Genomic DNA, 19,323 nt, shown 5'->3' on the forward strand with positions numbered 1-19,323 from the left:
GTGGGTCGGCTACCGCACGCCGATCAGGATGCCGCGGTGGTCGCTCCCGTTGGCGGAGAGCACCGAGCTCGAGACGGTCGTCAGGCCGCGCACAAGGGCGTGGTCGAGCCGCGCGACGGGGAACGACGACGGCCAGGTGAACCCGAGGCCGAGATCGCTGTCCGACGCCTCGGTCATCGTCGAGAGCAGGGGACGGAACTGGCGGTCGGTCGACGCGGTGTTGAAGTCGCCAATGACGAGCACACGGCTCGACCTGTCGGCGGTCAGCGTGTCGGCGAGCTGAGCGAGCATCGTGTCCCGCTGCTCGTACTGACCCGGGCGCACCGAAGCCAGGTGCACCGCGTAGACGCGGGTGGGCGTACCCGGAGTCGCCAGATCGACGCGGAGCGCGCGCGCCCAGCCCAGGCCGAGGTCGAGACGCGCCTGATCGGTGATCGGGTAGCGGCTCCACAGCCCGACGGTGCCGACGATGTCGCTGTGCGGATAGGTCTTGTCCAGTTCCCGGGAGACCGCCTCGCGTGAGGTGGCGTCGAGTTCCTGCAGGGCGATGACGTCGGGCCCGCGTGACGCCAGGTCGTGCGCGATCGAAGCTGCCGCAACGTTGTCGGCGTGGATGTTCTCGCTGACGACGGTGATCCCCGCGGCACCCACCGGCATCGCTGGAAGCAGCGCCGTGCCGAAGTTGGCCGCCCAGACGGCGGCCGCGACGGCCACGCAGAGCGCCCCGAACAGTGACAGCCGCAGCAGCGCCGCGAGGCCGAGCAGCAGGATGGCCACGCCGACCCACGGGAGGAACGTCTCGATGAGCGAGGCGGAGCCTGCCAGGTTGGGGAGCAGGCCGTGCCAGAGGAGCAGCGCCGCGGCGGCGAGTGCGAGGATCCCGACGACGACGCCACGGGGGCCTCGGCTGGAACGGATCATCGACACTCGCACGATTATTCAGGGTCAACTCCTGAGAAGCCGCCGCAAACGCTGGACGCAGGCCGGGAGATGGCCTGGTCAGCCTGGGAGGCGGAGGGTAGCGTTGCCCGCATGACGAACATCTCCCTGAAGCTCGCGGAAACCATCAGCTCGAACGGCATCAAGGCGGTCTACGGCGAACCCGTCGAGATCGACGGAACGACGATCGTTCCCGTCGCCGCTGTGCAGTACGGTTTCGGTGCCGGCTCGGGCGGCGAGGCCGGCGAGGAGGACGCGCCTGGTGGCGCCGGTGGCGGCGGGGTGAGCATCCCGTTCGGCGCCTATGTCAGCGACGAGCGCGGCGTGCACTTCCGTCCGAACCTGATCACGCTCCTGATCGTGGGGATCCCGTTCGTGTGGGTGGCCGGCCACGCCTGGTCGCGGGTCATCAAAGCACTCAAGAAGTAGGCGAACGCACTAGACTCGGTGCGAACACGGGAGTCCGGTGAGCCGGGCTGAGAGGAAGCTTCTCAAGCTTCGACCGTTGAACCTGATCTGGATCATGCCAGCGCAGGGAGACATTCTCATCATCCCGTGCCCTCTTTCCACGAATGAAAGGGCACGAAAAGTGCATTCGACAATCGCATCCACACCGTCCACGACGCGAACCGGGCGGGTCCTCCGCTGGCGCGTCGTCGACATCGTCGTCGCCAGCGTGATCGCTGTCGCCAGCGGTGTCATCTTCTGGGCCTGGGGTCAGGCGTACAGCCCCATCGCCGCGCCGATCGAGGCCGTGCTGCCTGGCTTCCAGGGCATCCTGAACGGGCCGTGGCTCTTCGCCGGCGTGCTCGGCGCCCTGGTGATCCGCAAGCCGGGAGCGGCGATCTTCACCGAGCTGGTCGCTGCGGTCGTCTCCGCGCTGATCGGTACGCAGTGGGGCTTCATGACACTCGTGTCCGGCCTGGTGCAGGGCCTGGGCGTCGAGATCGTCGTCGCGGCGTTCCTCTACGCCAACTGGCGGCTCTACGTGGCTCTCCTGGCCGGAGCAGGCGCCGGCCTCGCCGAGTCGGTGCTCGACCTCCTCTACTCCTACCCGGGCGCAAAGGCGTCCTTCGCGATCGCCTACACGGTGTCGACCACCATCTCGGGCATCGTCGTCGCCGGTCTGCTGTCGTGGCTGCTGGTGAGGGCGCTCGCGCGCACCGGAGCGCTGAGCAGGTTCGCGGCCGGCCGCGAGGTGACGGGGCGGGTGTAATCATCAGCGGACGCGGAGACGCTCCGACTCCGGCGGGCGCGCGGTTCGACGGCTGGGGCTGGCGGTATTCGGGGCGCGCCGCCTGGGCGGTGCGCGATCTGACGCTGCGCATCGAGCCGGGCGAGCGCGTGCTCCTGCTGGGTGCATCCGGCGCGGGCAAGAGCACCGTCCTGGCGGCGCTAGCCGGTGTGCTCGGCGGCGACGACGACGGTGACACGCTCGGCACCGTCGACGTTGCCGGGGAGTCTCCGCTGGGCTCCCGAGGCGTGAGCGGCCTGTTGCTTCAGGATCCGGACTCCCAGGTCATCCTGGCGCGCGTGGGCGACGACGTGGCCTTCGGCTGCGAGAACCTCGGCGTGCCGCGCGAGACGATCTGGGCACGCGTGCGCGCTGCGCTCGACGCCGTCGGGCTGCGGGTCCCGCTCGACCATCCGACGGCGGCGCTCTCCGGCGGGCAGAAGCAGCGGCTGGCCCTCGCCGGCCTGCTCGCGATGCGTCCGGGGATGCTGCTGCTCGACGAGCCGACCGCCAACCTCGATCCGGACGGGGTCGTCGATGTGCGCGACGCGGTCGGTGCCGCACTCGAGGCGACCGGCGCCACGCTCGTGGTCGTCGAGCACCGGGTCAGTGTGTGGCGGCACCTCGTGGACCGGGTCGTCGTGCTCGCGGCCGACGGTGGTGTGCTCGCCGACGGCGCTCCGGATGCCGTGCTGGCCGACCGTTCGAACGAACTCCGGCAGGCCGGCGTGTGGCTGCCGGACGAGCCGATCGCCCCGGCGCGACCGGTGCGGGTCGGCACGGAACTGCTGGTGGCCGACAGGCTCGAGATCGGCCGGGGTGGGACATCACGCCGTCGGCGCCGGCGTACGGCGCAGGCCGTGCAGCCGCTGCCGTTGCAGATCGATACCCACATCGCCGCCGGCTCAGCGCTGGCGCTCACGGGACCGAACGGGGCGGGCAAGTCCACGCTGGCACTCACGCTCGGCGGTCTCCTCCCACCCCTCGGCGGGTCCCTGCGGGCCGAGCCGTCGTTCGCGCTCGATGCGCCCGCCGAGCCGTGGACCTGGCGATCGCGCCAGCTGCTCACGCGGATCGGCAGTGTGTTCCAGAACCCGGAGCACCAGTTCGTGGCCTCGACGGTGCGCGAGGAGCTCGCCGTCGGGCCGCGTGCGGTGCGGGAGCCAGAGGACGAGATCGGGCGGCGGGTCGACGAACTGCTCGAACGGCTCGGGCTGGCCGGCCTCGCCGAGGCGAATCCGTTCACGCTCTCCGGCGGCCAGAAGCGTCGGCTCTCGGTCGCGACCGCTCTCGCCACCAGACCCAGGATGCTCGTGCTCGATGAGCCGACGTTCGGGCAGGACGCGCTGACCTGGGCCGGCCTGGTCGCCATGATCGGCGAGCTGCGCGTGGAGGGGCACGCGATCGTCGCAGCGACGCACGACGCGGAGTTCGTCACCGCGATCGGCGCGGACGTTCTGCGCCTCGGGGACTCCCGAAGCGGCGAGACCGTCGCGAGGGTAGGGACCTCCGGGATCGACGGGCGCGGGGCGCACGACGGCTCCGCCACGGGGGAGGAGGTCGCATGAGCATCCTCGCGCCTGTGCGCCAGGGCCCGCTCGCCCGCGTGAACCCCGTCGCGAAGCTGGGCGCGGCACTCATCGTGAGCGCCGTCCTCCTGATCTCGATCGACTGGGTGTCCGCAGCGGTGGCACTCGTGCTCGAGATCGCGCTGTTGACGGTAGCCGGCATTCCGCTGCGCACGCTGGTCGTCCGCACGGCGCCCGTCTGGATCGCCGCGCCCCTGGCCGGGCTGACCACCGTGCTCTACGGCCAGGCGAGCGGCGCCGTCTACGTGCAGTGGTGGGCCGTCGAGATCAGCGACGGCTCGATCGCGCTCGGCCTCGCGACGATGCTGCGCATCCTGGCCATCGGACTGCCCGCCGTTCTGCTGTTCATCACGATCGACCCCACCGACCTCGCCGACGGGCTCGCCCAGGTGCTGCGTCTTCCTGCCCGCTTCGTGCTCGGTGGACTGGCCGGGTTGCGCCTCGTCGGCCTGTTCGTCGACGACTGGCGCGCGCTGACCCTCGCCCGGCGCGCCAGGGGGATCGCCGAGACCGGAGCCATCAGGCGCATGCTCGGCCAGGCGTTCGCGCTGTTCGTGCTCTCGATCCGGCGCGGCACCAAGCTCGCGACCGCCATGGAGGCGCGGGGCTTCGGCGCGCCGGTGAGACGCACGTGGGCGCGGCCGTCGGTCTTCCGCGGGCGCGACTGGGTGACGCTGGCCGTCGCGGTGCTCGTGGCATCCACCGCCGCTGCGGTCGCGATCGCGGTGGGGAGCTGGAATGTCCTCGGCAGCTGACGCGCACGCGCGCCTGACCGCCGCGCTCGGTCGCCTCGCCGCCGATCCGGGGCGTCCGGCGCCGGTGGTGCTGATCGACGGCCCGAGCGGCGCCGGCAAGAGCTCGCTGGCCGACCGGATCGTCGCGGAGTGGCCCGGCGACGTCGCGCCCGTGCTCGTGCGCATGGACGACCTGTATCCCGGCTGGGGCGGCCTCGCCGCGGCGGCCGGGGCGCTCGGTGCCGAGCTGCTCGGTCCGCTCCGACGAACCGGCCGCGGACGCTGGCGACGCTGGGACTGGGCGGCCGATCGCCCGGCCGAGTGGCACGAGGTGGATGGCGTTCGTCCGCTCATCGTCGAGGGCTGCGGCACCCTCACGGCCGGCAACGCCGCCGACGCGGACCTGTGCATCTGGCTGGACGCAGACGACACGCTGCGTAAGGAGCGCGCGCTGGCGCGTGACGGCCTCGCGTTCGAGACGCACTGGGACGAGTGGCAGCACGACTTCGAGGCATATCTCGAGCGTGAACAGCCCCGGCACAATGCCGACCTGATACTCGATGTGACCGAATGGCCCCTGCCGGTGCAGGCCGTACCGCGTCCCGAGGACTAGATTTGAGGAATGAGCGATCAGAACCAGTCCGAGCACGAGTACATCGTCGAGTACGTTGACGGACCCCTGGAAGGAACGACTGACCGCCGGGTGCTGGTCGACGGAAAGGTCGATGACCGCATCGGTGTCGTCGCGGCCGTCAGTGGTCTCGAGTCGCTGTTCTGGTACGTCGCCGGCGACGAGCGCACGGTGAACGGCGAGAAGTACGTCTCCTACCGTTTCGACGCTCCGGACAGCGACCCCGTCGAGGCCGACGAAGAGGACGAGTCGCTCTGAGCGACGGACCGTCTGAGCTGTCGGCGGCTACGCCCAGCCGAGTTCGTGCAGCCGCTCGTCGTCGATCCCGTAGTAGTGCGCGATCTCGTGCACGAGGGTGACGTGGATCTCGTCCCGTAACTGCTGCTCGTCGTCGCAGATCGACAGCAGCGGCTCCCGGTACAGGATGATGCGGTCGGGCATCTCGCCGAAACCGTAGTCGCCGCGTTCGGTGAGCGCGACGCCGTCGTAGAGTCCGAGCAGGTCGAGCGAGCCGTCTTCCGGGCGGTCCTCGACCACGAACACCACGTTGTCGAGCCCGTCGACCATCTCGTCCGGCAGTTCGTCGAGCTCGTCGGTGACGAGGGCTTCGAACGCGTCGGCGTCCAGGTCGAGCATCTCAGGTCACCAGGCGTCGGCGACGGCCGCGTGCAGGTCGAGCAGAGCTGGGGTGCGTTCGCTCGGGCCGCGTCCGAAACCGCACTCGGTGGCGACGCCGAACCGCGGCACCGCGGTGGCCGCCGCGTCCGCGCGACGACGGGCGCCGTCGACGCCGTCTTCGTGGTGGAGCAGCCCGAAGTAGAGCTCCGTGCTCTCCGGCAGTTCGACGGCGGCGAGCGGTGCGAAGAACGCCGCGTCGTCTCGCTCGATCGGCACGGGCAGGTGGAACCAGGTGATCGGACGCGGGGCGGCGGCCAGCACGCCGGAGATCACGTCGGCGAGATGCCCGGCATCGGTGGGCTGCACGAAGTGCGCCTCCTCGACATCGCCGTAGCAGAGGTGGTAACCGACCTGCACGTCCGCGGGGACGACCGAGGCCTGCCGTGCGGCACGCTCGATCACCCCGCCGAGCACATCGTCGAACCACGGCACGATGGCGTGAGTCGACCGGATGTTGGTCGACTCCAGCAGCGCGAACTCGACGGCCGTGTCCCACTGGATGGCGAGGTCGGCGTGGGGGATGCCCGCCACGATCCGTTCGAGCTCGCCGAACAGCGCGCGCTCGTAGGCCCGCTCGAAATCTGCGCGGAAGTCGGCGACGACGAACGCTCCGGCGATGGCCGCCGGAGTGGGGAGGGAGACCTGGAACCGCGTTCCGGGTGCGATCGCGCCCTCGTCGCGCACGCGGGCGAACGTCGCGTACGACGCGAGCGCCGCCTCGGCGTAGCCGAGGTCGGGGAAGACGAGGTCGTCGGCCGACACGCCCTCGTCGATCACGAAGGGGCGGCCGTCGAAGGTGTCGCGGATGTAGAACGGCTCGACGGGGATTCGAGAGAGACCCGCCATCGTGTCGAACCGTTTGGTCTGGAACTGGATCCAGTAGAAGCGTTCGCCCACCTCGCCGTCCGGGATGCGGTGCAGACGGTCGCCGAGGTGGGTGCTGACGGTGCGCAGGACGGTCTCGGCATCGGGCAGGTTGATGCTGCCGACGAGATGTGCGCCCTGGATGACGGGGATGCTCACCTGCGTGAGTTTACCGGTGCGCCGGCCCCGGGATCGTCACGGGACCGGCGCACCGGAATTTCACGAGCCCGGTCTCCCGGGCGGATCGATCAGTACCAGTTGACCGACTGCGAGTGGGACCAGGCGCTGCACGGCGAGCCGTAGGAGCGCGCGATGTAGTCGAGACCCCACTTGATCTGGGTCGAGGCGTTGCTCTGCCAGTCGCTGCCGGCGGTCGCCATCTTGCTTCCGGGCAGCGCCTGCGGGATACCGGTGGCACCGCTCCCGGCGTTGTACGCCTGGTAGTTCCAGCCCGACTCCTTCTGCCAGAGGTTGCTGAGGCAGCTGAACTCGCCGTCGCCCCAGCCGTGCAGGCTCGAGGCGAGGTTGCGGGCCGTCGCCTGCGCACCCGAGGGGGTGTTCGCCAGCGCTGCGGCGCGGGCGGCTGCCGCAGCGGCGGCGGCGGCGATCTCGCGGTCCTTCTTGGCAGCTGCCGTCACGACGGCGGCCGTGGCGGTCTTCGTCTTGTCGATGGTGGCGCGCAGGTTGGAGTCGTCGAGCTGCTGATAGTCGTCGAGGCCGGCGATCGCGGTCTTCGCCGCGGACGTGTCGACCTTCGCCGCACGCGCGGCGACGGTGGTCTTCGCGCTGGCGAGCGTCTTCGTGGCCTCGGCCTCGAGCCGGTGGCGCACGATCCCCTCGTAGACCGAGAGCTGTTCGTGGTGCATGCCGGTCGACTCGGAGATCTGCTTCGTCTCGGTCTGGCTCTGCTGCTGGGCGAGCGCCGGGCCGATGAGGCTGGCGGTCGCGAGGGCGGTGGCGACACCGGCGACGATGCGGCCGAGGGGCAGGGAGGTGTTGCGGATGGTTCTGAGCATTCTCTTCCAGTGTTCGGGCTTCCCCGCTCGCGGGCACACGGCGGTAGGCCGTGGGCGGGCATGGATCGGTCATCCTCGGTGGAGAGGAGGCGATCCGGCGGGTCGGGAACCGCGGCGGTACGTGCGTGATCGCCCGGCGACCCGGCGGGTCAGAGGGCGCGCAACGCGCGACGCGGGTGTGCCGCGCTAAACACAGGTGGACATCCGGAGCAATCGGGGGGTGGATGCGGCACACGCGCGACACGACGGCATACCGTGCCGTCAACGGAAAACAACGTTACGTGGTCATTCTGGGCAGAACAGGCACGTTGGCTGGGAGGGTCGTGTGTGCGTCGGTGGTGTCAGCGCCCGGCGGACCGTGCCGCGTCGTGCTCGGCGGACACGCTCTCCGCGTCGTGCTCGGCCTGGTCCATGCGCCGGTCGGTGACCCAGATCATCCCGATCACGAGGCCGAGAGTGAGGGCGCCCATGATGATGAAGACGGGCGGGAAGCCCAGGAACTGGGCGAGCACCCCGCCGGCGAGGGCGCCGAGCGGGATGGTGCCCCACGAGACCAGGCGGTAGGCGCTGTTGAGGCGGCCGAGCAGCCGGGTGGGCGTGATCCGCTGTCGAAGCGACACCGTGATCACGTTCCAGATCGACACCGTGATGCCGCCGAGGAAGAATCCCGCACCGACGATGTAGGGGTTGGTGGTGAATGCCGGGGTCGCCAGGCTGACGAAACTGCCGAGGATCGTCAGGATCAGTGCACGGGAGCGCCCGAGGCCGTGCTCGACGCGTTCGGCGACGAGTGAGCCGAGAACACTCCCGAGCGCGGACGCGGTCAGGAGGAGGCCGTACCCGGGATCGGTCAGGCCCATGGCCGATGCCGGGCCGACGGCGTAGAGCACGAGCACCGTGAAGGTCGCGTTGCCGGCGAAGTTGAAGACGCCGACCATGATGGCGAGCACACGGAGCAGGGTGTTGCTCCAGAGGAAGCGCAAGCCCTCGGCGATGTCTGCCCGCATGGTGGTGGTGCGCGGATGATCGGTGCCGTACGAACCGCGCATCAGCAGGAGCATCCCGATCGCAAGCGCCCAGAGCAGCACGGGAGCGCCGAAGGCCAGGGCGAACCCGGCGGCGACCAGGAAGCCGCCGAGCGGGGGACCGACGAATTGGTTCGCGGTCAACTCGGCGGCGTAGAGGCGTCCGTTCGCGCGGGACAGGGCGCTGCGCGACACGACCTGCGGGAGGATCGATTGCGACGACGTGTCGTAGATCGTCTCTGCGATGCCGACGCAGAGGGCGGCCGCGTAGAGGATCCAGATCGAGCCTGCGCCCATCGCCGCGGCGATGGTGAGGACCGCCAGGAAGGCGGCGCGGGCGGAGTTGGCGACGAGCATCAGGCGGCGGCGATCGAAACGGTCGGCGAGTGCGCCGGCGGTCAGGGCGAAGACCAGCCAGGGGAGCGAGAAGGCGAACGCCAGCCCCGCGATGATCGTGGGCGAGTCGGTGTACCGGATGGCCACCAGCGGCAGCGCGACCTTCATGACCCCGTCCGCGAGGTTGGACAGCGCGGACGATGTCCAGAGTTTCCAGTAGTTCGATCCCAGCGGTGCAGCCATGAGGGAAGACTTGCACAGTGATTGGGAAAATTCAAATGGATTTGCACAATTCACATCGGGACGTATCCTGAGGGCATGGACGAGCCCCAGGATCCCGTCGACGCCAAGCGCAGGCCCGCGACGGTCAAAGAAGCGAAGGCGCTCGCCAACCCGGTGCGCGTGCGCATGGTGAGGCTCTGCGGCGAGTACGAGCTCACCAACAAGCAGCTGGCCGACCGGCTGGGCATCGACCCCGGCACCGCGCACTATCACGTGAAGCAGCTACTGGATGCGGGCTTCCTCGAGCCCGCCGGCGTCCGCACCGGCGAGAGCGGGGCCCTCGAGAAGCCGTACCGTTCGACCGGCCGCACCTGGTGGCTCTCCGACCCGCTCGCCCACGCCGATACGGCGGAGTCGTTCGCGCCGATCGATGCGTTTCAGCAGGAGCTCGCCGAGGCGGGCCCCTCCTCGATCGCTACCTACGCGCGCTTCTCCCTGCACCTGTCGCCGGACGACGTCGCGGAGATCGACCGACGCATCCTGGCTGTGCTCGACGAATACGTGGAGAGCGACGGCCAGCGCGCCGACCGTCCTGTGCACGGCGGCATCTGGTTGCTGCACCGCTCGGCCGACTGAGCGCCGGCGATCGCAGGGAGGCCGGGCATCCGCCCGATGGATGCCCGGCCTCGATCTGTCTCAGCGCGTCAGTGTGATGCCGGCGTCAGTTCCACGGTGACGGCGCAGGAGGCACGACGACCGGCGGGCGGTCGTCGCAGGTGATGGTGTTCGGCAGCTCCCACGCCGCGAGCCACGGGCCGGTCGTTCCGCCGCCGTCGTTGCCGCCGAGGTCGGTCAACGAGAACTCCGAACCGGCAGGCGTGAAGTTGAACGATCCGCAGTTGTTCACGCCGACAGCGCCGACGTTGCGGGCATCCACGTTCTGGAAGCTCGCCGAGCCGGCCGTGCGGGCGCTGACCACCGAGGTTCCGGTGCCGTCCACTCGGATGTCGGCGAAGTGGACGTTCGTGATGCGGTACTGGTCTTTGACCGGGAAGTCGGTGACCAGCATGATCGCGTTGTACGTGTTGTCGAGGAAGTGGTCGCCCACGACCTGGATGTCCGCGTCGATGTTCCGTTCCAGCGCGTAGAACCAGATCGCTCCGAGACCGATCTCCCAGTTGAGCTCGTACGTTCCGGCCCGCACCGTCGTGTTGTCGGTGATCCAGAGATGACCGGCGAACGGTTCGGCGCCGAAGCGCGATCCGACCTGGATGCCGCTGCCCTCGCGGAGCGGATCGGCGATCAGGTTGGCGGAGACGGTGTTGTCCGTGCCTCCGTAGATCGCGATCCCGTTGGCGAGGGTCGGCGTCTGCACGGTGTTGTGGTCGAAGGTGTTGCGGGCATCCGCCGTCTTCTCCGACCACATCGCCAGGCCGTCGTCGCCCGTGTTGCGGATGAACGAGTTCGACACGCTCGAGTCGGTCACGCCGGTGTGGAAGTTCACGCCGTCGGCGATCTGGTCGGCGATCACGGTGTCGGTGATGTGCGTGTTCGACATCGGACCGTCGAACCAGATCCCGACCTTGGTGTGGTGGATGTAGAGGCCGTCGATGGTCGAGTCGCTCATCGCGCCGCCGATCCCGTTCACCTGGTCGGTGTCGATGCGCTCTCGAACGTCGCCCTCGATCGCGAAGCCCGAGAGGTGCACGTTGTGGGATCCGCCGGCGCTCGCGTCTTTGCCGTAGAAGCCGACGCCCGTGTGCACGGAGCCGTCGGGTGCGGGAGTGGAGAGCGTGACCTGCTTGCCGGTGATGATCGTGTACCAGCTGCCGGCGCCCTCGATCGTGACGTCATCGACGATGAGGTGACGGTTGACCTGGTAGCGCCCCGGCGGCACGTAGACCTTCAGGTGCGTCTTCTTGGCGAATGCGATGGCTTTGTCGAACGCCGCGGCCGAGTCGCGCTTGCCGAACGGGTCGGCGCCGAACGCCAGCACGTTCGCCGCGATGAGCCGGATGTGCGGCGCGGCCACCACCTGCGAGTCGAGCAGGTCGATGGTCGTGGTCGCTGCCGGGCTGCCCGCGGGTGCGGTGAGCCGGATCGTGTCGCCGGCCTTGTAGGTGCGACCGAGGAGCAGTCGCTGCTCGTCGTAGAAGTGCATCGGGCGGAACGGGGTGGAGATCACGGGCGCGGGCGTCGTCTGCGACGGGACGCACTTGCATTCGGTGATCCACCAGTCCGGATGGATGAGCCCGGCGTTCGGGTCGTTGGTGAAGGAGTACTGGTTGTAGAGCCACGAGTACTGCGACGTGAGGGTCATCGTGCGCGCGGCGCCGCCGTTCGCGGAGACCGCAAGCGGGGCGGTGATGCCGCCGCCCTGGGGCGCATCCGGGATGCTGTAGCGCATAGTGATGGCGTTCGCGGCGGCCGGGAGGGTGAACTGCACGTACTGTCCCGGTTTCAGCGAGACGGCAGAGCGGCCGGAGGCCTCGGCGGGGAGGGTGTACGCGGTACGGTCGGGGCCGATCACGGTGCCGTTCGTCGTGGCCTTCTCCGCCTCCTGCTCGGAGAAGCCGAGGGCGGCGCCGCGCCCGCTGACGAGGGACGGGTCGAGGGCCGCGCGTGTGACCGGCGACGGTGTCACCGGAGCGGGGGTTGCGGCGGCGGGTGCGGCGAGCCCGGCCAGAGTGACGGCCGTCGCGATCGCGGCGGCCGACGCGATGGACGTGCTCCAGCGCATCCGGGGGAATCGGCCGCGCCGGGCGGCCGGGACGTTTCGTGTCATCGTTGACTCGTTCCTCTCGAGAAGGTGTACGCCGTTGGACACTCGGCGCACGATTGCGTCGAGAGTTGGCCCGACGATACGACCGCGATGCGGCCATCCACAAGAGGGTCGTGAGAATTGTCGACGATTTGTCGAGTTATTGCGTAATCGACTGCAAGTCGGTGCAAGGATTGCGTCGATCGCCGCCGCCCGGCGCCGGCGGTGCCGGCGCCGGCTGGCGGGTCAGGGGGCGCGGTGCTGTCCCGAGCCGGCGTTCGGGTCGTCGGGAGCCACGGCCGGCGCGGCGGGCGAGGTCGGCGGCGGCGCCTGTGTCGTGTTCGGGGCGTCTCCTGCGACGGTCGGCTCCGCGGGCGATCCGGGGGCCGCCGGTGCCGTTGTGGGCTCGGCGCGTCTGCCGGTGCGCACGTCCGGGTCGAGCCCGTCTGCCTTGCGGAGCTTGTCGTCGGACGCAGAGCGCGCCTCTGTCGCGTCGGTCTGACGGGCCTCGGCCTCGCGGCGCAGCTTCTCGGCCTCGACCTCTGCTTGCTTCGCGTCGGCAGACGCACGGGCGGCAGCCGCCTCGCGTTCGCGGGCGGCCAGCTCGTCGTCCGCGGCGGACTGCCGCAGCTCTCCGGCCCGCTGACGGTCCGCTTCGACCTTGCGTCGGCGGCCGGCCATGGAGACGACGACGATGATCGCGATCACCACGATGACGATCACGACGATGAGGATGATCCATCCGGTTGCATTCATGCCACGTCACAGTACGCGCGCCGCCGCAGTTCTCTACTGGGGGCTTGCTGTGACGCTGCACCACGACCAGGCGCTTCTTTGGGGTGAGTAACGGGGCTTGAACCCGTGACCTGCTCTGTGACGCTGCACCACGACCAGGCGCTTCTTTGGGGTGAGTAACGGGGCTTGAACCCGCGACCTCCTGGACCACAACCAGGCGCTCTACCAGCTGAGCTATACCCACCATGCTCTTCGAGTGTCTCTTTCGGTTCACTCAAAGCAACTTGACGATTGTATTACATCTGGGGCGCCCATTTTTCCACCACGGCCGCTGAGACCGCCTGGACGTGCTCCGTGGTGGGTCCCGGCTCGCCGACGAACGCCGCGTCGCGGTAGTAGTCGAGCTCCCGGATCGACTCCAGGATGTCGGCGAGAGCGCGGTGCCCGCCGTGCTTCTCGGGCGCGTTGAAGTACACGCGCGGGAACCAGCGGCGTGCGAGTTCTTTGATCGATGAGACGTCGACGTTGCGGTAGTGCAGGTGGTTGTCGAGCCGGGGCATGTACTTCGCGAGGAACATGCGGTCGGTGCCGATGGTGTTGCCGGCGAGGGGAGCCGTTCGGGCGCCCGGTGCGTACTTGAGCACGTATTCGAGCACCTCGTACTCGGCTTCGGCGAGGCTCTTGCCGTGCGGGATCTCTTCGATGAGGCCGGACGTCGTGTGCATGTCGCGCACGAAGTCGTTCATGTTCTCGAGCGCGGATGCATCCGGCTTGATCACGATGCTGAGTCCCGGGTCGAGCACGTTCAGTTCGAAGTCGGTGATCACCACCGCGATTTCGACGAGTTCGTCGACCTCGAGGTCGAGTCCGGTCATTTCGCAGTCGATCCAGACCAGTCGATCCGAGGAATTAGCCATGCGGAGAGTCTAATGCTGGGGTCCGACGCGGCAGGGCACCGGCCGCTTGGGGTCGAGCCCGTCGCCGGCGGAGATGTGTCGGAGCCGGCGCGCGGCCCAGGGGATCGCGTAGACCCTCAGCCAGGTGCGCAGCGGCAACGGTTGCGGGGGAGCGGGGGACGATTCCGCGGTGTTCTTGGCGGCGATCTCCGCGTACGGAACCCCGAGCGTGTGCGCGGCGCGCGCGGCCAGGAGCCGGTGTCCGCGGGCGCTCAGGTGCACGCGATCCGAGGCCCACATCGCGCCGTCCTGGAATTCGCGCACGCCCCACACGTCGAGCACGACGGCCTGGTTGGCGCGCGCGATGCTCCAGACGTTCGCGTTGAACACGGCTGCGCGCCCGCGGAACGGCTTGAGGAAGAACGCGAACTGCGGGTCGAAGATGTTGGCGAGGAGCACCGTCGCACCGCTCGCCCGCAGCGACCGGATGCCGGCGTCGAGTCGGCCGGCGAGCGCATCCGGATCGGCGGCGGGGCTCATCAGATCGTTGCCGCCGACCATCACCGAGACCAGGTCTGCGCCGAGCGCGACGGCGTGCGGGACCTGGGCGTCGACGACGTCGCCGATGCGGCGCCCGCGCACGGCGAGGTTCGCGAACTCGAACTCGCGTCCGCCGAGATGCGCGTCTCCGTCGAGGATCACGGCGAGCCTGTCGGCCCATCCGAGCCACGGGGCGGTGGGCGCCGATGGCTTCGAAGGCGGCGGCGCAGGATCGCACAGCCCTTCGGTGATCGAATCTCCGAGAGCGACGTACCTGGTGTATGCGGCTCGGCTCACACGAGTGATTCTCGTCAGTCAGCGCGAACGCCGGGTGTCCGCCGCGTGACCGTTCCCGGATGGCTTCCGGATGTTCGCCGGACGTACACTGAAGTCGTGCATTCGACATCCGCGGTTCGCCCTCCCGTCACTGCGTGCGGAGCCGGTGCACTGTGAAGCTCACCCTCTACACCTCGGCCTTCTGCGAGCCGTGCATGCAGACGCGTGCGATCCTCGCTGAGGCGTCACGGCTCGTCCCGGGTGCCTCGGTGGCGGAGTTCGACGTGGCGCGCAACGTGGAACGTGCGGAGGCCGACGGCATCCGGGTGACGCCGACGGTGATCGTCAGCACGCCCGACGGCGACGAGGTGTTTCGGGCCGAGGGCGTTCCCACGCTCCAGCAGGTGCTGGTCGCGGCCGCGAAGGCGCTGCCGTAACCCTCGCTGCCACGCTCTGTGTCTCAGCGAGAGGTGCGAAAAGGTCGGTTGGCGCCCTTCAAAGCGACGTTTCGGCACCTTTCGGGCACGTGCCCTCGGCAGGAATCGAACCTGCGACCAAGAGATGAGAAGCGTTTCGGCGAGTAGGCGCTGGTGTGCCCTCGGCAGGAATCGAACCTGCGACCAAGAGATTAGAAGGCTCCTGCTCTATCCGCTGAGCTACGAGGGCGGGGCGCTTCCACGATACCGTAGCCGCCGCCGTCGCCGGCTCTCAGCGCAGCCGTCGGCCCGCGTTCACCCGCTCGATCGCCTGCTGGATTCGCCGGGTGCGCGTCTCGGGGCGCTTGGCTTCTTCGATCCAGAGCGCGTACTCCCGCTGGTAGCTGAAGTTCATCGCGCGGAACGGGTCGAGCGCCTTGGCCGTCTTGAACGCCTTCTGCACATCCGGCTCGAGCTCGACCACGCGGGGCTCGGTGTCGAGGGCGAGCGTCACGTGCACGCTGTCGCCCGCTTCCTTGCCGATCAGTTCGCAGATGCTGCGCAGCACCAGGATGAGGTGCTGTCCGCCTCCGTAGGTGACGAGCGACCCGCGATAGTGCACGTCGTCGAAGGTCGCCACGACGGGGATGCGGCCACTCGTGCCGAACAGCTCTTCGGCCTTTCCGGGCAGCAGGATGTACGACTGGGAGTTGCCGGCATCGCCCCGCTCCAATGCGGTATCGAACTCGAGCAGACCTGGGTCGCGGTATGTCACCATCCTCGGAGCCTAGCCGCTGCACATGTTAGAGGCGCGCGCCGGCCTTGCCAGCGCGATTGACGATCGCCACGCTCGGGCGGCGTCCGCGGAGGCTGAACTTCAGCCGGAGGCTCGCGCTGCGCGCGATGAGCAGCGCGATCACGACGGCCGCCGCGGCGGGCACGAGTCCGGAGATCATCATCGCGACGTGCGGTCCGACCGTCTCGACCACCCAGCCCATGAGCGGGCCGCCGATCGCCTGACCACCGAGCAGCACCAGGATGTAGAGCGAGATGACCCGGCCGCGGATCTGCACGTTCGACGACATCTGCACGAGCGAGTTGGCGGCGGTGACGAAGAGCAGATTCGCGAGCCCGATGCCGACGAGGAGCGCGCCGAAGGTGAACTCGGTGGGCGCGAAGCCCGCCAGCGCCTGCACGATCCCGAGGGCGGCGGCCGTTCCCACGACCATGCTGAGCCGGATGCTCGTGCGGCGCGTCGAGGCGAGCGCGCCGACGAGCGCGCCGGCGGCGACCAGGGCGTTGAAGAGTCCGTAGCCCTGCGCGCCGATGTCGAAGACGTTGTTCGCGAACGCCGCGAGGAAGACGGGCATGTTGAAGGCGAACACCGCGATGATCGCGACCATCACGACGGTCCAGAAGATCACCGGCTTGCCACGGACGTAGCGCATCCCCTCGACGAGTTGCCCCTTGGCGCGGGGCGCTGCCGGCGAAGCGTGCAGTTCCGAGCGCCGGAGCGAGCAGAGCGCCGCGACCACCACGAGACAGGCCACCGAGTTGATCGCGAACGACCACCCGCCCCCGACAGCGGTGATCAGGATGCCGCCGACCGCCGGTCCGATGAGGCCGCCGAGCTGGAAGATCGACGAGTTGAGGCTGATCGCGTTGCGCAGGTAGTGCGGCCCGACGAGTTCGTTCACGAACACCTGCCTGGCCGGGTTGTCGACGACGGTCACCAGCCCGAGCGCGAACGAGATCACGTACACGTGCCACACCTGCGTTGTGCCGGTGAGGGTGAGCACGGCCAGGAGGGCAGCGAGTCCGGCGGCGCACGACTGCGTCACGATCAGCAGTCGCTGCTTGAGGTAGCGGTCGGCGATGACTCCGCCGTAGAGGCCGAAGACGAGCATCGGCGTGAACTGCATGAACACCGTGATCCCGACCGCGGCGACGCTCCCGGAGAGCTGCAGCACGAGCCAGTCCATCGCGATGCGCTGCATCCACACCGCGGTGTTGGCAAGCAAGTTGCCGGCGGCGAAACGCCGGTAGTTGCGGACGCGGAGCGAGATGAACGTGTCTCTCCACGGCGGGCGGGCTGAGAGGACCTGCATCGGTCCGGTGGGTGGTGCTGCTGCGGTGTGTGCCACGAATCGTCCTGCGTATCTGGTTCCGTATGAAAGGTCTTCCCTCTCGACGTTACGCAATCCGCGATATTCTTGCGGGCAATTGAAGCTATAACTCCTATTGGCTTATCGAATGGATGCCTGATGTTCGATCCGGTGCTGCTCCGCACCTTCCTGGCGGTCGCCGACACCCGCAGTTTCACGAAGGCGGCCGCGCGTCTCGGGATCAGTCAGCCCACCGTCAGCCAGCACGTTCGGCGCCTCGAGCAGACGGCCAAGCGGCAGCTGGTCGCCCGCGACACCCGGGATGTGCGCCTCACCGACAACGGAGACGCGATGGCCGGTTTCGCCCGCACCATCCTGGCCGCGCACGCGGAGGCCGACCGCTATTTCAGCGGCTCGGCGATGCGCGGCCGGCTTCGGTTCGGCGCGGCCGACGACCTGGCGATCACCACGCTGCCGCGCATCCTGCGCCACTTCCGGCAGCAGCATCCGCAGATCAATCTCGAACTCACCGTCGACCAGTCCGGCCCCCTGCACCGGCGGCTCAAGGGCGGCCACCTCGATCTGATCTTCATCAAGCAGAACCCCGGCACGACCGACGGAACGGTGGTCGCCACCGACGACCTCGTCTGGGTGGGGCAGGAGAAGACGGTGATCGAGCCGGGGGAGCCCATCCCGCTGATCGCCTACCAGGGGCCGAGCCTGAGCCGCCAGATCACCATCGACGCCCTCGAAGCGGCGGGACGCACCTGGCGGATCACGTGCAATACGCGCGAGGTGAACGGCGTGCTCGCGGCCGTGCGTGCCGGGATCGGGGTGGCAGTCTTCCCGCGGTCGCTCATCCCGTCGGATCTGGTGAAGGTCACCAACCGGTTCGCGCTGCCGGAGCTCGGGCAGGTCGACTTCACACTGCTGTCGAACCCGGCCGCGCCGCGCGAGCCGATCGAAGCGCTGACCACCGCGATCCTCGGACGCGCGCTCACGCGCATCCCGTAGCGCTCGGACCGACCGGCGCCGGGTGGCGCCGACCGGCGCGGGGCGCCAACCGGCGCGGGGCGCCAACCGGCGCGGGCCGGCACTGGCTAGCCGACGATCGGCACCCGATCGGTGTCGGGCGACCGCAGGCCGCCGTCGCTCGACCGCTTGCGCAGGGTCAGCGCGATGATCGGGAACAGCAGCACCGAGAGCATCCCGGCCCCGACCAGCGCGGTCGCCGTTCCTTTTGAGAGGGCGTGCTCGTCGAGGGCGATATTCGTCACGGCCACGATGATGGGCAGACCGGTGGCGCTGAACAGGGTGAGGGCGCTGCGGTCGGCGAACGTCGCGCCGCGCGGAGCAGCGAAGGAGCCGGGGATCCCGCGGACGATCAGCAGCAGCACCACGAAGATCGGCAGCAGCAGGAGGGCGTGCGGGTCGCCGAGGAGGGCCGGCAGGTCGAATCCGATGCCCGTGTTGATGAAGAAGATGGGCACCACGACACCGAACGCGACCGCCTCCAGCTTGCCTTCGACCAGTTCGGCATCCGGCTTGCTCGCGCCCTGCAGCAGCACCCGGCAGATGACGCCGGCGGCGAAGGCGCCCAGCAGCATGTCGAGGCCGAGCGCGACGCTCAGGCCCACGAGGGCTGCGATGACCAGAACGACGAAGCGGACGGCGAACTGTCCACTCGTGTGCAGCGTCGCGCGCACCAGGCGGTGGAAGCGCTCGTGCGTACCCCTCGAGGCGAGCCAGATCCCCAGCCCAGCGACGATGGCGAAGCCGATCAGCACGAGGGCTGCCGCCAGAGGTCTGCGGCCGCTGAGGAAGAGCGAGATGGCCACCAGGGGCCCGAACTCGCCGATGGCGCCGACCGCGGTCACCGCCAGACCGAACGGCGTCTTGAGCTCGCCCGCGTCGCGCAGCACCGGCATCAGCGTGCCGAGCGCCGTCGAGGTGAGGGCGATCCCGATGTAGACGCCGGCGATCGGGTCGGGGGCGAGCACGATCCCCAGCACCACGCCGAGCACGAGCGAGACGAGCCAGCCGATCGAGGCCCGACCGAGCGGACGCCCCTTGATCGAGGCGAAGTCGATCTCGTTGCCGGCCATGAAGAAGAGGAAGGCGAGCCCGAAGTTCGCAAGGAAGTCGACTCCGTCCGACTTCGGGATCCAGCCGAGCACGCTCGGACCGACGAGCAGTCCGAGCAGGATCTCGAAGACCACCAGGGGGATCTTGGCGACCTTCCCCACGGCGTTCGCGAGCAAGGAGGCGCCGACCGCGATCAGGGGGAGCAGGATGATGGTGCCGACCGTGGGATCCATGCCGCGAT

The 19,323-nt window shown here is 69.2% G+C and carries 21 protein-coding genes, 2 tRNA genes and 1 riboswitch; of the genes, 9 read left to right on the forward strand and 14 right to left on the reverse strand.

The features are described 5' to 3' along the window. Window positions 1-9: 9 nt before the first annotated feature. Complete coding sequence (locus tag PKE84_RS17030; protein WP_271178443.1) at window positions 10-921, reverse strand: endonuclease/exonuclease/phosphatase family protein; 912 nt, start codon at window positions 919-921, stop codon at window positions 10-12. Window positions 922-1,032: 111 nt separating this feature from the next. On the opposite strand from PKE84_RS17030, the gene PKE84_RS17035 reads away from it, so the two are divergent. The 6 genes from PKE84_RS17035 (at window position 1,033) to PKE84_RS17060 (ending at window position 5,385) form a co-directional block, all read left to right on the forward strand. Then, a complete protein-coding gene (locus PKE84_RS17035; RefSeq protein WP_271178444.1) occupies window positions 1,033-1,368 on the forward strand; it encodes a spore germination protein GerW family protein in 336 nt (111 codons plus the stop codon). Between the two features lie 25 nt (window positions 1,369-1,393). After that, a riboswitch (TPP riboswitch) is annotated at window positions 1,394-1,494 on the forward strand. 34 nt (window positions 1,495-1,528) lie between these two features. Further along, complete coding sequence (locus PKE84_RS17040) at window positions 1,529-2,155, forward strand: ECF transporter S component (RefSeq protein WP_271178445.1); 627 nt, start codon at window positions 1,529-1,531, stop codon at window positions 2,153-2,155. 89 nt (window positions 2,156-2,244) lie between these two features. Further along, the gene (locus tag PKE84_RS17045) at window positions 2,245-3,741 is read left to right on the forward strand and encodes an ABC transporter ATP-binding protein (protein WP_373877161.1); all 1,497 of its coding nucleotides are present in this window, start codon (window positions 2,245-2,247) and stop codon (window positions 3,739-3,741) included. Further along, window positions 3,738-4,517, forward strand: a complete 780-nt coding sequence (locus PKE84_RS17050) for an energy-coupling factor transporter transmembrane component T family protein (protein ID WP_271178446.1) — start codon at window positions 3,738-3,740, stop codon at window positions 4,515-4,517. Before PKE84_RS17045 ends, PKE84_RS17050 begins: the two co-directional genes overlap by 4 nt. After that, window positions 4,501-5,109, forward strand: a complete 609-nt coding sequence (locus PKE84_RS17055; RefSeq protein WP_271178447.1) for a nucleoside/nucleotide kinase family protein — start codon at window positions 4,501-4,503, stop codon at window positions 5,107-5,109. Before PKE84_RS17050 ends, PKE84_RS17055 begins: the two co-directional genes overlap by 17 nt. Before the next feature lie 9 nt (window positions 5,110-5,118). Continuing rightward, window positions 5,119-5,385: a hypothetical protein gene (locus tag PKE84_RS17060; protein ID WP_271178448.1), complete on the forward strand. Its 267-nt coding sequence runs from the start codon at window positions 5,119-5,121 to the stop codon at window positions 5,383-5,385. 27 nt (window positions 5,386-5,412) lie between these two features. On the opposite strand, the gene PKE84_RS17065 is transcribed toward PKE84_RS17060, so the two are convergent. From PKE84_RS17065 to PKE84_RS17080, 4 genes are all read right to left on the reverse strand, one after another. Beyond that, window positions 5,413-5,763: a metallopeptidase family protein gene (locus tag PKE84_RS17065; RefSeq protein WP_271178449.1), complete on the reverse strand. Its 351-nt coding sequence runs from the start codon at window positions 5,761-5,763 to the stop codon at window positions 5,413-5,415. A gap of 6 nt (window positions 5,764-5,769) precedes the next feature. Then, window positions 5,770-6,828 carry a hypothetical protein gene (locus PKE84_RS17070; RefSeq protein ID WP_271178450.1) on the reverse strand — a complete coding sequence of 353 codons (1,059 nt, stop codon included), beginning with the start codon at window positions 6,826-6,828 and terminating at the stop codon, window positions 5,770-5,772. A gap of 89 nt (window positions 6,829-6,917) precedes the next feature. Then, complete coding sequence (locus PKE84_RS17075) at window positions 6,918-7,685, reverse strand: aggregation-promoting factor C-terminal-like domain-containing protein (protein ID WP_271178451.1); 768 nt, start codon at window positions 7,683-7,685, stop codon at window positions 6,918-6,920. A 341-nt stretch (window positions 7,686-8,026) separates the two neighbouring features. Further along, on the reverse strand, window positions 8,027-9,289 hold the full coding sequence (locus PKE84_RS17080) for an MFS transporter (protein WP_271178452.1): 1,263 nt from the start codon (window positions 9,287-9,289) through the stop codon (window positions 8,027-8,029). 75 nt (window positions 9,290-9,364) lie between these two features. Here PKE84_RS17080 and PKE84_RS17085 point away from each other — a divergent pair, with 75 nt between their 5' ends. After that, a complete protein-coding gene (locus PKE84_RS17085; protein WP_271178453.1) occupies window positions 9,365-9,904 on the forward strand; it encodes an ArsR/SmtB family transcription factor in 540 nt (179 codons plus the stop codon). Window positions 9,905-9,989: 85 nt separating this feature from the next. Here the strand turns inward: PKE84_RS17085 and PKE84_RS17090 are convergent, their stop codons facing one another. The 5 genes from PKE84_RS17090 to PKE84_RS17110 form a co-directional block, all read right to left on the reverse strand. Continuing rightward, the gene (locus PKE84_RS17090) at window positions 9,990-12,053 is read right to left on the reverse strand and encodes a glycosyl hydrolase family 28-related protein (protein ID WP_271178454.1); all 2,064 of its coding nucleotides are present in this window, start codon (window positions 12,051-12,053) and stop codon (window positions 9,990-9,992) included. Between the two features lie 222 nt (window positions 12,054-12,275). After that, window positions 12,276-12,785 (reverse strand): hypothetical protein, encoded by a 510-nt coding sequence (locus tag PKE84_RS17095; RefSeq protein ID WP_271178455.1) that lies wholly within the window; start codon window positions 12,783-12,785, stop codon window positions 12,276-12,278. A 147-nt stretch (window positions 12,786-12,932) separates the two neighbouring features. Beyond that, window positions 12,933-13,008 (reverse strand) — tRNA-His (locus PKE84_RS17100). A 52-nt stretch (window positions 13,009-13,060) separates the two neighbouring features. Next, window positions 13,061-13,681, reverse strand: coding sequence for an oligoribonuclease (gene orn / locus PKE84_RS17105; RefSeq protein ID WP_271178456.1), 621 nt, complete (start codon window positions 13,679-13,681; stop codon window positions 13,061-13,063). Between the two features lie 9 nt (window positions 13,682-13,690). Next, complete coding sequence (locus PKE84_RS17110) at window positions 13,691-14,497, reverse strand: SGNH/GDSL hydrolase family protein (RefSeq protein ID WP_271178457.1); 807 nt, start codon at window positions 14,495-14,497, stop codon at window positions 13,691-13,693. A gap of 152 nt (window positions 14,498-14,649) precedes the next feature. On the opposite strand from PKE84_RS17110, the gene PKE84_RS17115 reads away from it, so the two are divergent. After that, window positions 14,650-14,913, forward strand: coding sequence for a YbbN family protein (locus PKE84_RS17115; protein ID WP_271178458.1), 264 nt, complete (start codon window positions 14,650-14,652; stop codon window positions 14,911-14,913). A gap of 156 nt (window positions 14,914-15,069) precedes the next feature. On the opposite strand, the gene PKE84_RS17120 is transcribed toward PKE84_RS17115, so the two are convergent. The 3 genes from PKE84_RS17120 to PKE84_RS17130 all read right to left on the reverse strand — a co-directional run bounded on the left by PKE84_RS17120 (window position 15,070) and on the right by PKE84_RS17130 (window position 17,000). Beyond that, window positions 15,070-15,142, reverse strand: a tRNA-Arg gene (locus tag PKE84_RS17120). A gap of 42 nt (window positions 15,143-15,184) precedes the next feature. Continuing rightward, on the reverse strand, window positions 15,185-15,670 hold the full coding sequence (locus PKE84_RS17125; protein WP_271178459.1) for a YdeI/OmpD-associated family protein: 486 nt from the start codon (window positions 15,668-15,670) through the stop codon (window positions 15,185-15,187). A 25-nt stretch (window positions 15,671-15,695) separates the two neighbouring features. Beyond that, entirely contained in the window at window positions 15,696-17,000 is a 1,305-nt protein-coding gene (locus PKE84_RS17130) for an MFS transporter (RefSeq protein WP_373877169.1), read from the reverse strand. A 156-nt stretch (window positions 17,001-17,156) separates the two neighbouring features. Between PKE84_RS17130 and PKE84_RS17135 the strand changes: the two genes are divergently transcribed. Beyond that, the gene (locus tag PKE84_RS17135) at window positions 17,157-18,011 is read left to right on the forward strand and encodes a LysR substrate-binding domain-containing protein (RefSeq protein WP_271178461.1); all 855 of its coding nucleotides are present in this window, start codon (window positions 17,157-17,159) and stop codon (window positions 18,009-18,011) included. 86 nt (window positions 18,012-18,097) lie between these two features. On the opposite strand, the gene PKE84_RS17140 is transcribed toward PKE84_RS17135, so the two are convergent. Further along, window positions 18,098-19,315, reverse strand: a complete 1,218-nt coding sequence (locus tag PKE84_RS17140; protein WP_271178462.1) for a cation:proton antiporter — start codon at window positions 19,313-19,315, stop codon at window positions 18,098-18,100. Between the last annotated feature and the right edge of the window lie 8 nt (window positions 19,316-19,323).

Origin of the sequence: Leifsonia poae (assembly GCF_027921845.1) — a bacterium.
GTDB lineage: Bacteria > Actinomycetota > Actinomycetes > Actinomycetales > Microbacteriaceae > Leifsonia > Leifsonia poae.

What these genes read in the sequence shown, in the direction of transcription:
- PKE84_RS17030 (WP_271178443.1), bottom strand. Translation starts at nt 921, where the DNA reads ATGATCCGTTCCAGCCGAGGCCCCCGTGGCGTCGTCGTCGGGATCCTC.
- PKE84_RS17035 (WP_271178444.1), top strand. Translation starts at nt 1,033, where the DNA reads ATGACGAACATCTCCCTGAAGCTCGCGGAAACCATCAGCTCGAACGGC.
- PKE84_RS17050 (WP_271178446.1), top strand. Translation starts at nt 3,738, where the DNA reads ATGAGCATCCTCGCGCCTGTGCGCCAGGGCCCGCTCGCCCGCGTGAAC.
- PKE84_RS17055 (WP_271178447.1), top strand. Translation starts at nt 4,501, where the DNA reads ATGTCCTCGGCAGCTGACGCGCACGCGCGCCTGACCGCCGCGCTCGGT.
- PKE84_RS17060 (WP_271178448.1), top strand. Translation starts at nt 5,119, where the DNA reads ATGAGCGATCAGAACCAGTCCGAGCACGAGTACATCGTCGAGTACGTT.
- PKE84_RS17065 (WP_271178449.1), bottom strand. Translation starts at nt 5,763, where the DNA reads ATGCTCGACCTGGACGCCGACGCGTTCGAAGCCCTCGTCACCGACGAG.
- PKE84_RS17075 (WP_271178451.1), bottom strand. Translation starts at nt 7,685, where the DNA reads ATGCTCAGAACCATCCGCAACACCTCCCTGCCCCTCGGCCGCATCGTC.
- PKE84_RS17080 (WP_271178452.1), bottom strand. Translation starts at nt 9,289, where the DNA reads ATGGCTGCACCGCTGGGATCGAACTACTGGAAACTCTGGACATCGTCC.
- PKE84_RS17085 (WP_271178453.1), top strand. Translation starts at nt 9,365, where the DNA reads ATGGACGAGCCCCAGGATCCCGTCGACGCCAAGCGCAGGCCCGCGACG.
- PKE84_RS17090 (WP_271178454.1), bottom strand. Translation starts at nt 12,053, where the DNA reads ATGACACGAAACGTCCCGGCCGCCCGGCGCGGCCGATTCCCCCGGATG.
- PKE84_RS17095 (WP_271178455.1), bottom strand. Translation starts at nt 12,785, where the DNA reads ATGAATGCAACCGGATGGATCATCCTCATCGTCGTGATCGTCATCGTG.
- orn (WP_271178456.1), bottom strand. Translation starts at nt 13,681, where the DNA reads ATGGCTAATTCCTCGGATCGACTGGTCTGGATCGACTGCGAAATGACC.
- PKE84_RS17125 (WP_271178459.1), bottom strand. Translation starts at nt 15,670, where the DNA reads ATGGTGACATACCGCGACCCAGGTCTGCTCGAGTTCGATACCGCATTG.
- PKE84_RS17130 (WP_373877169.1), bottom strand. Translation starts at nt 17,000, where the DNA reads ATGCAGGTCCTCTCAGCCCGCCCGCCGTGGAGAGACACGTTCATCTCG.
- PKE84_RS17135 (WP_271178461.1), top strand. Translation starts at nt 17,157, where the DNA reads ATGTTCGATCCGGTGCTGCTCCGCACCTTCCTGGCGGTCGCCGACACC.
- PKE84_RS17140 (WP_271178462.1), bottom strand. Translation starts at nt 19,315, where the DNA reads ATGGATCCCACGGTCGGCACCATCATCCTGCTCCCCCTGATCGCGGTC.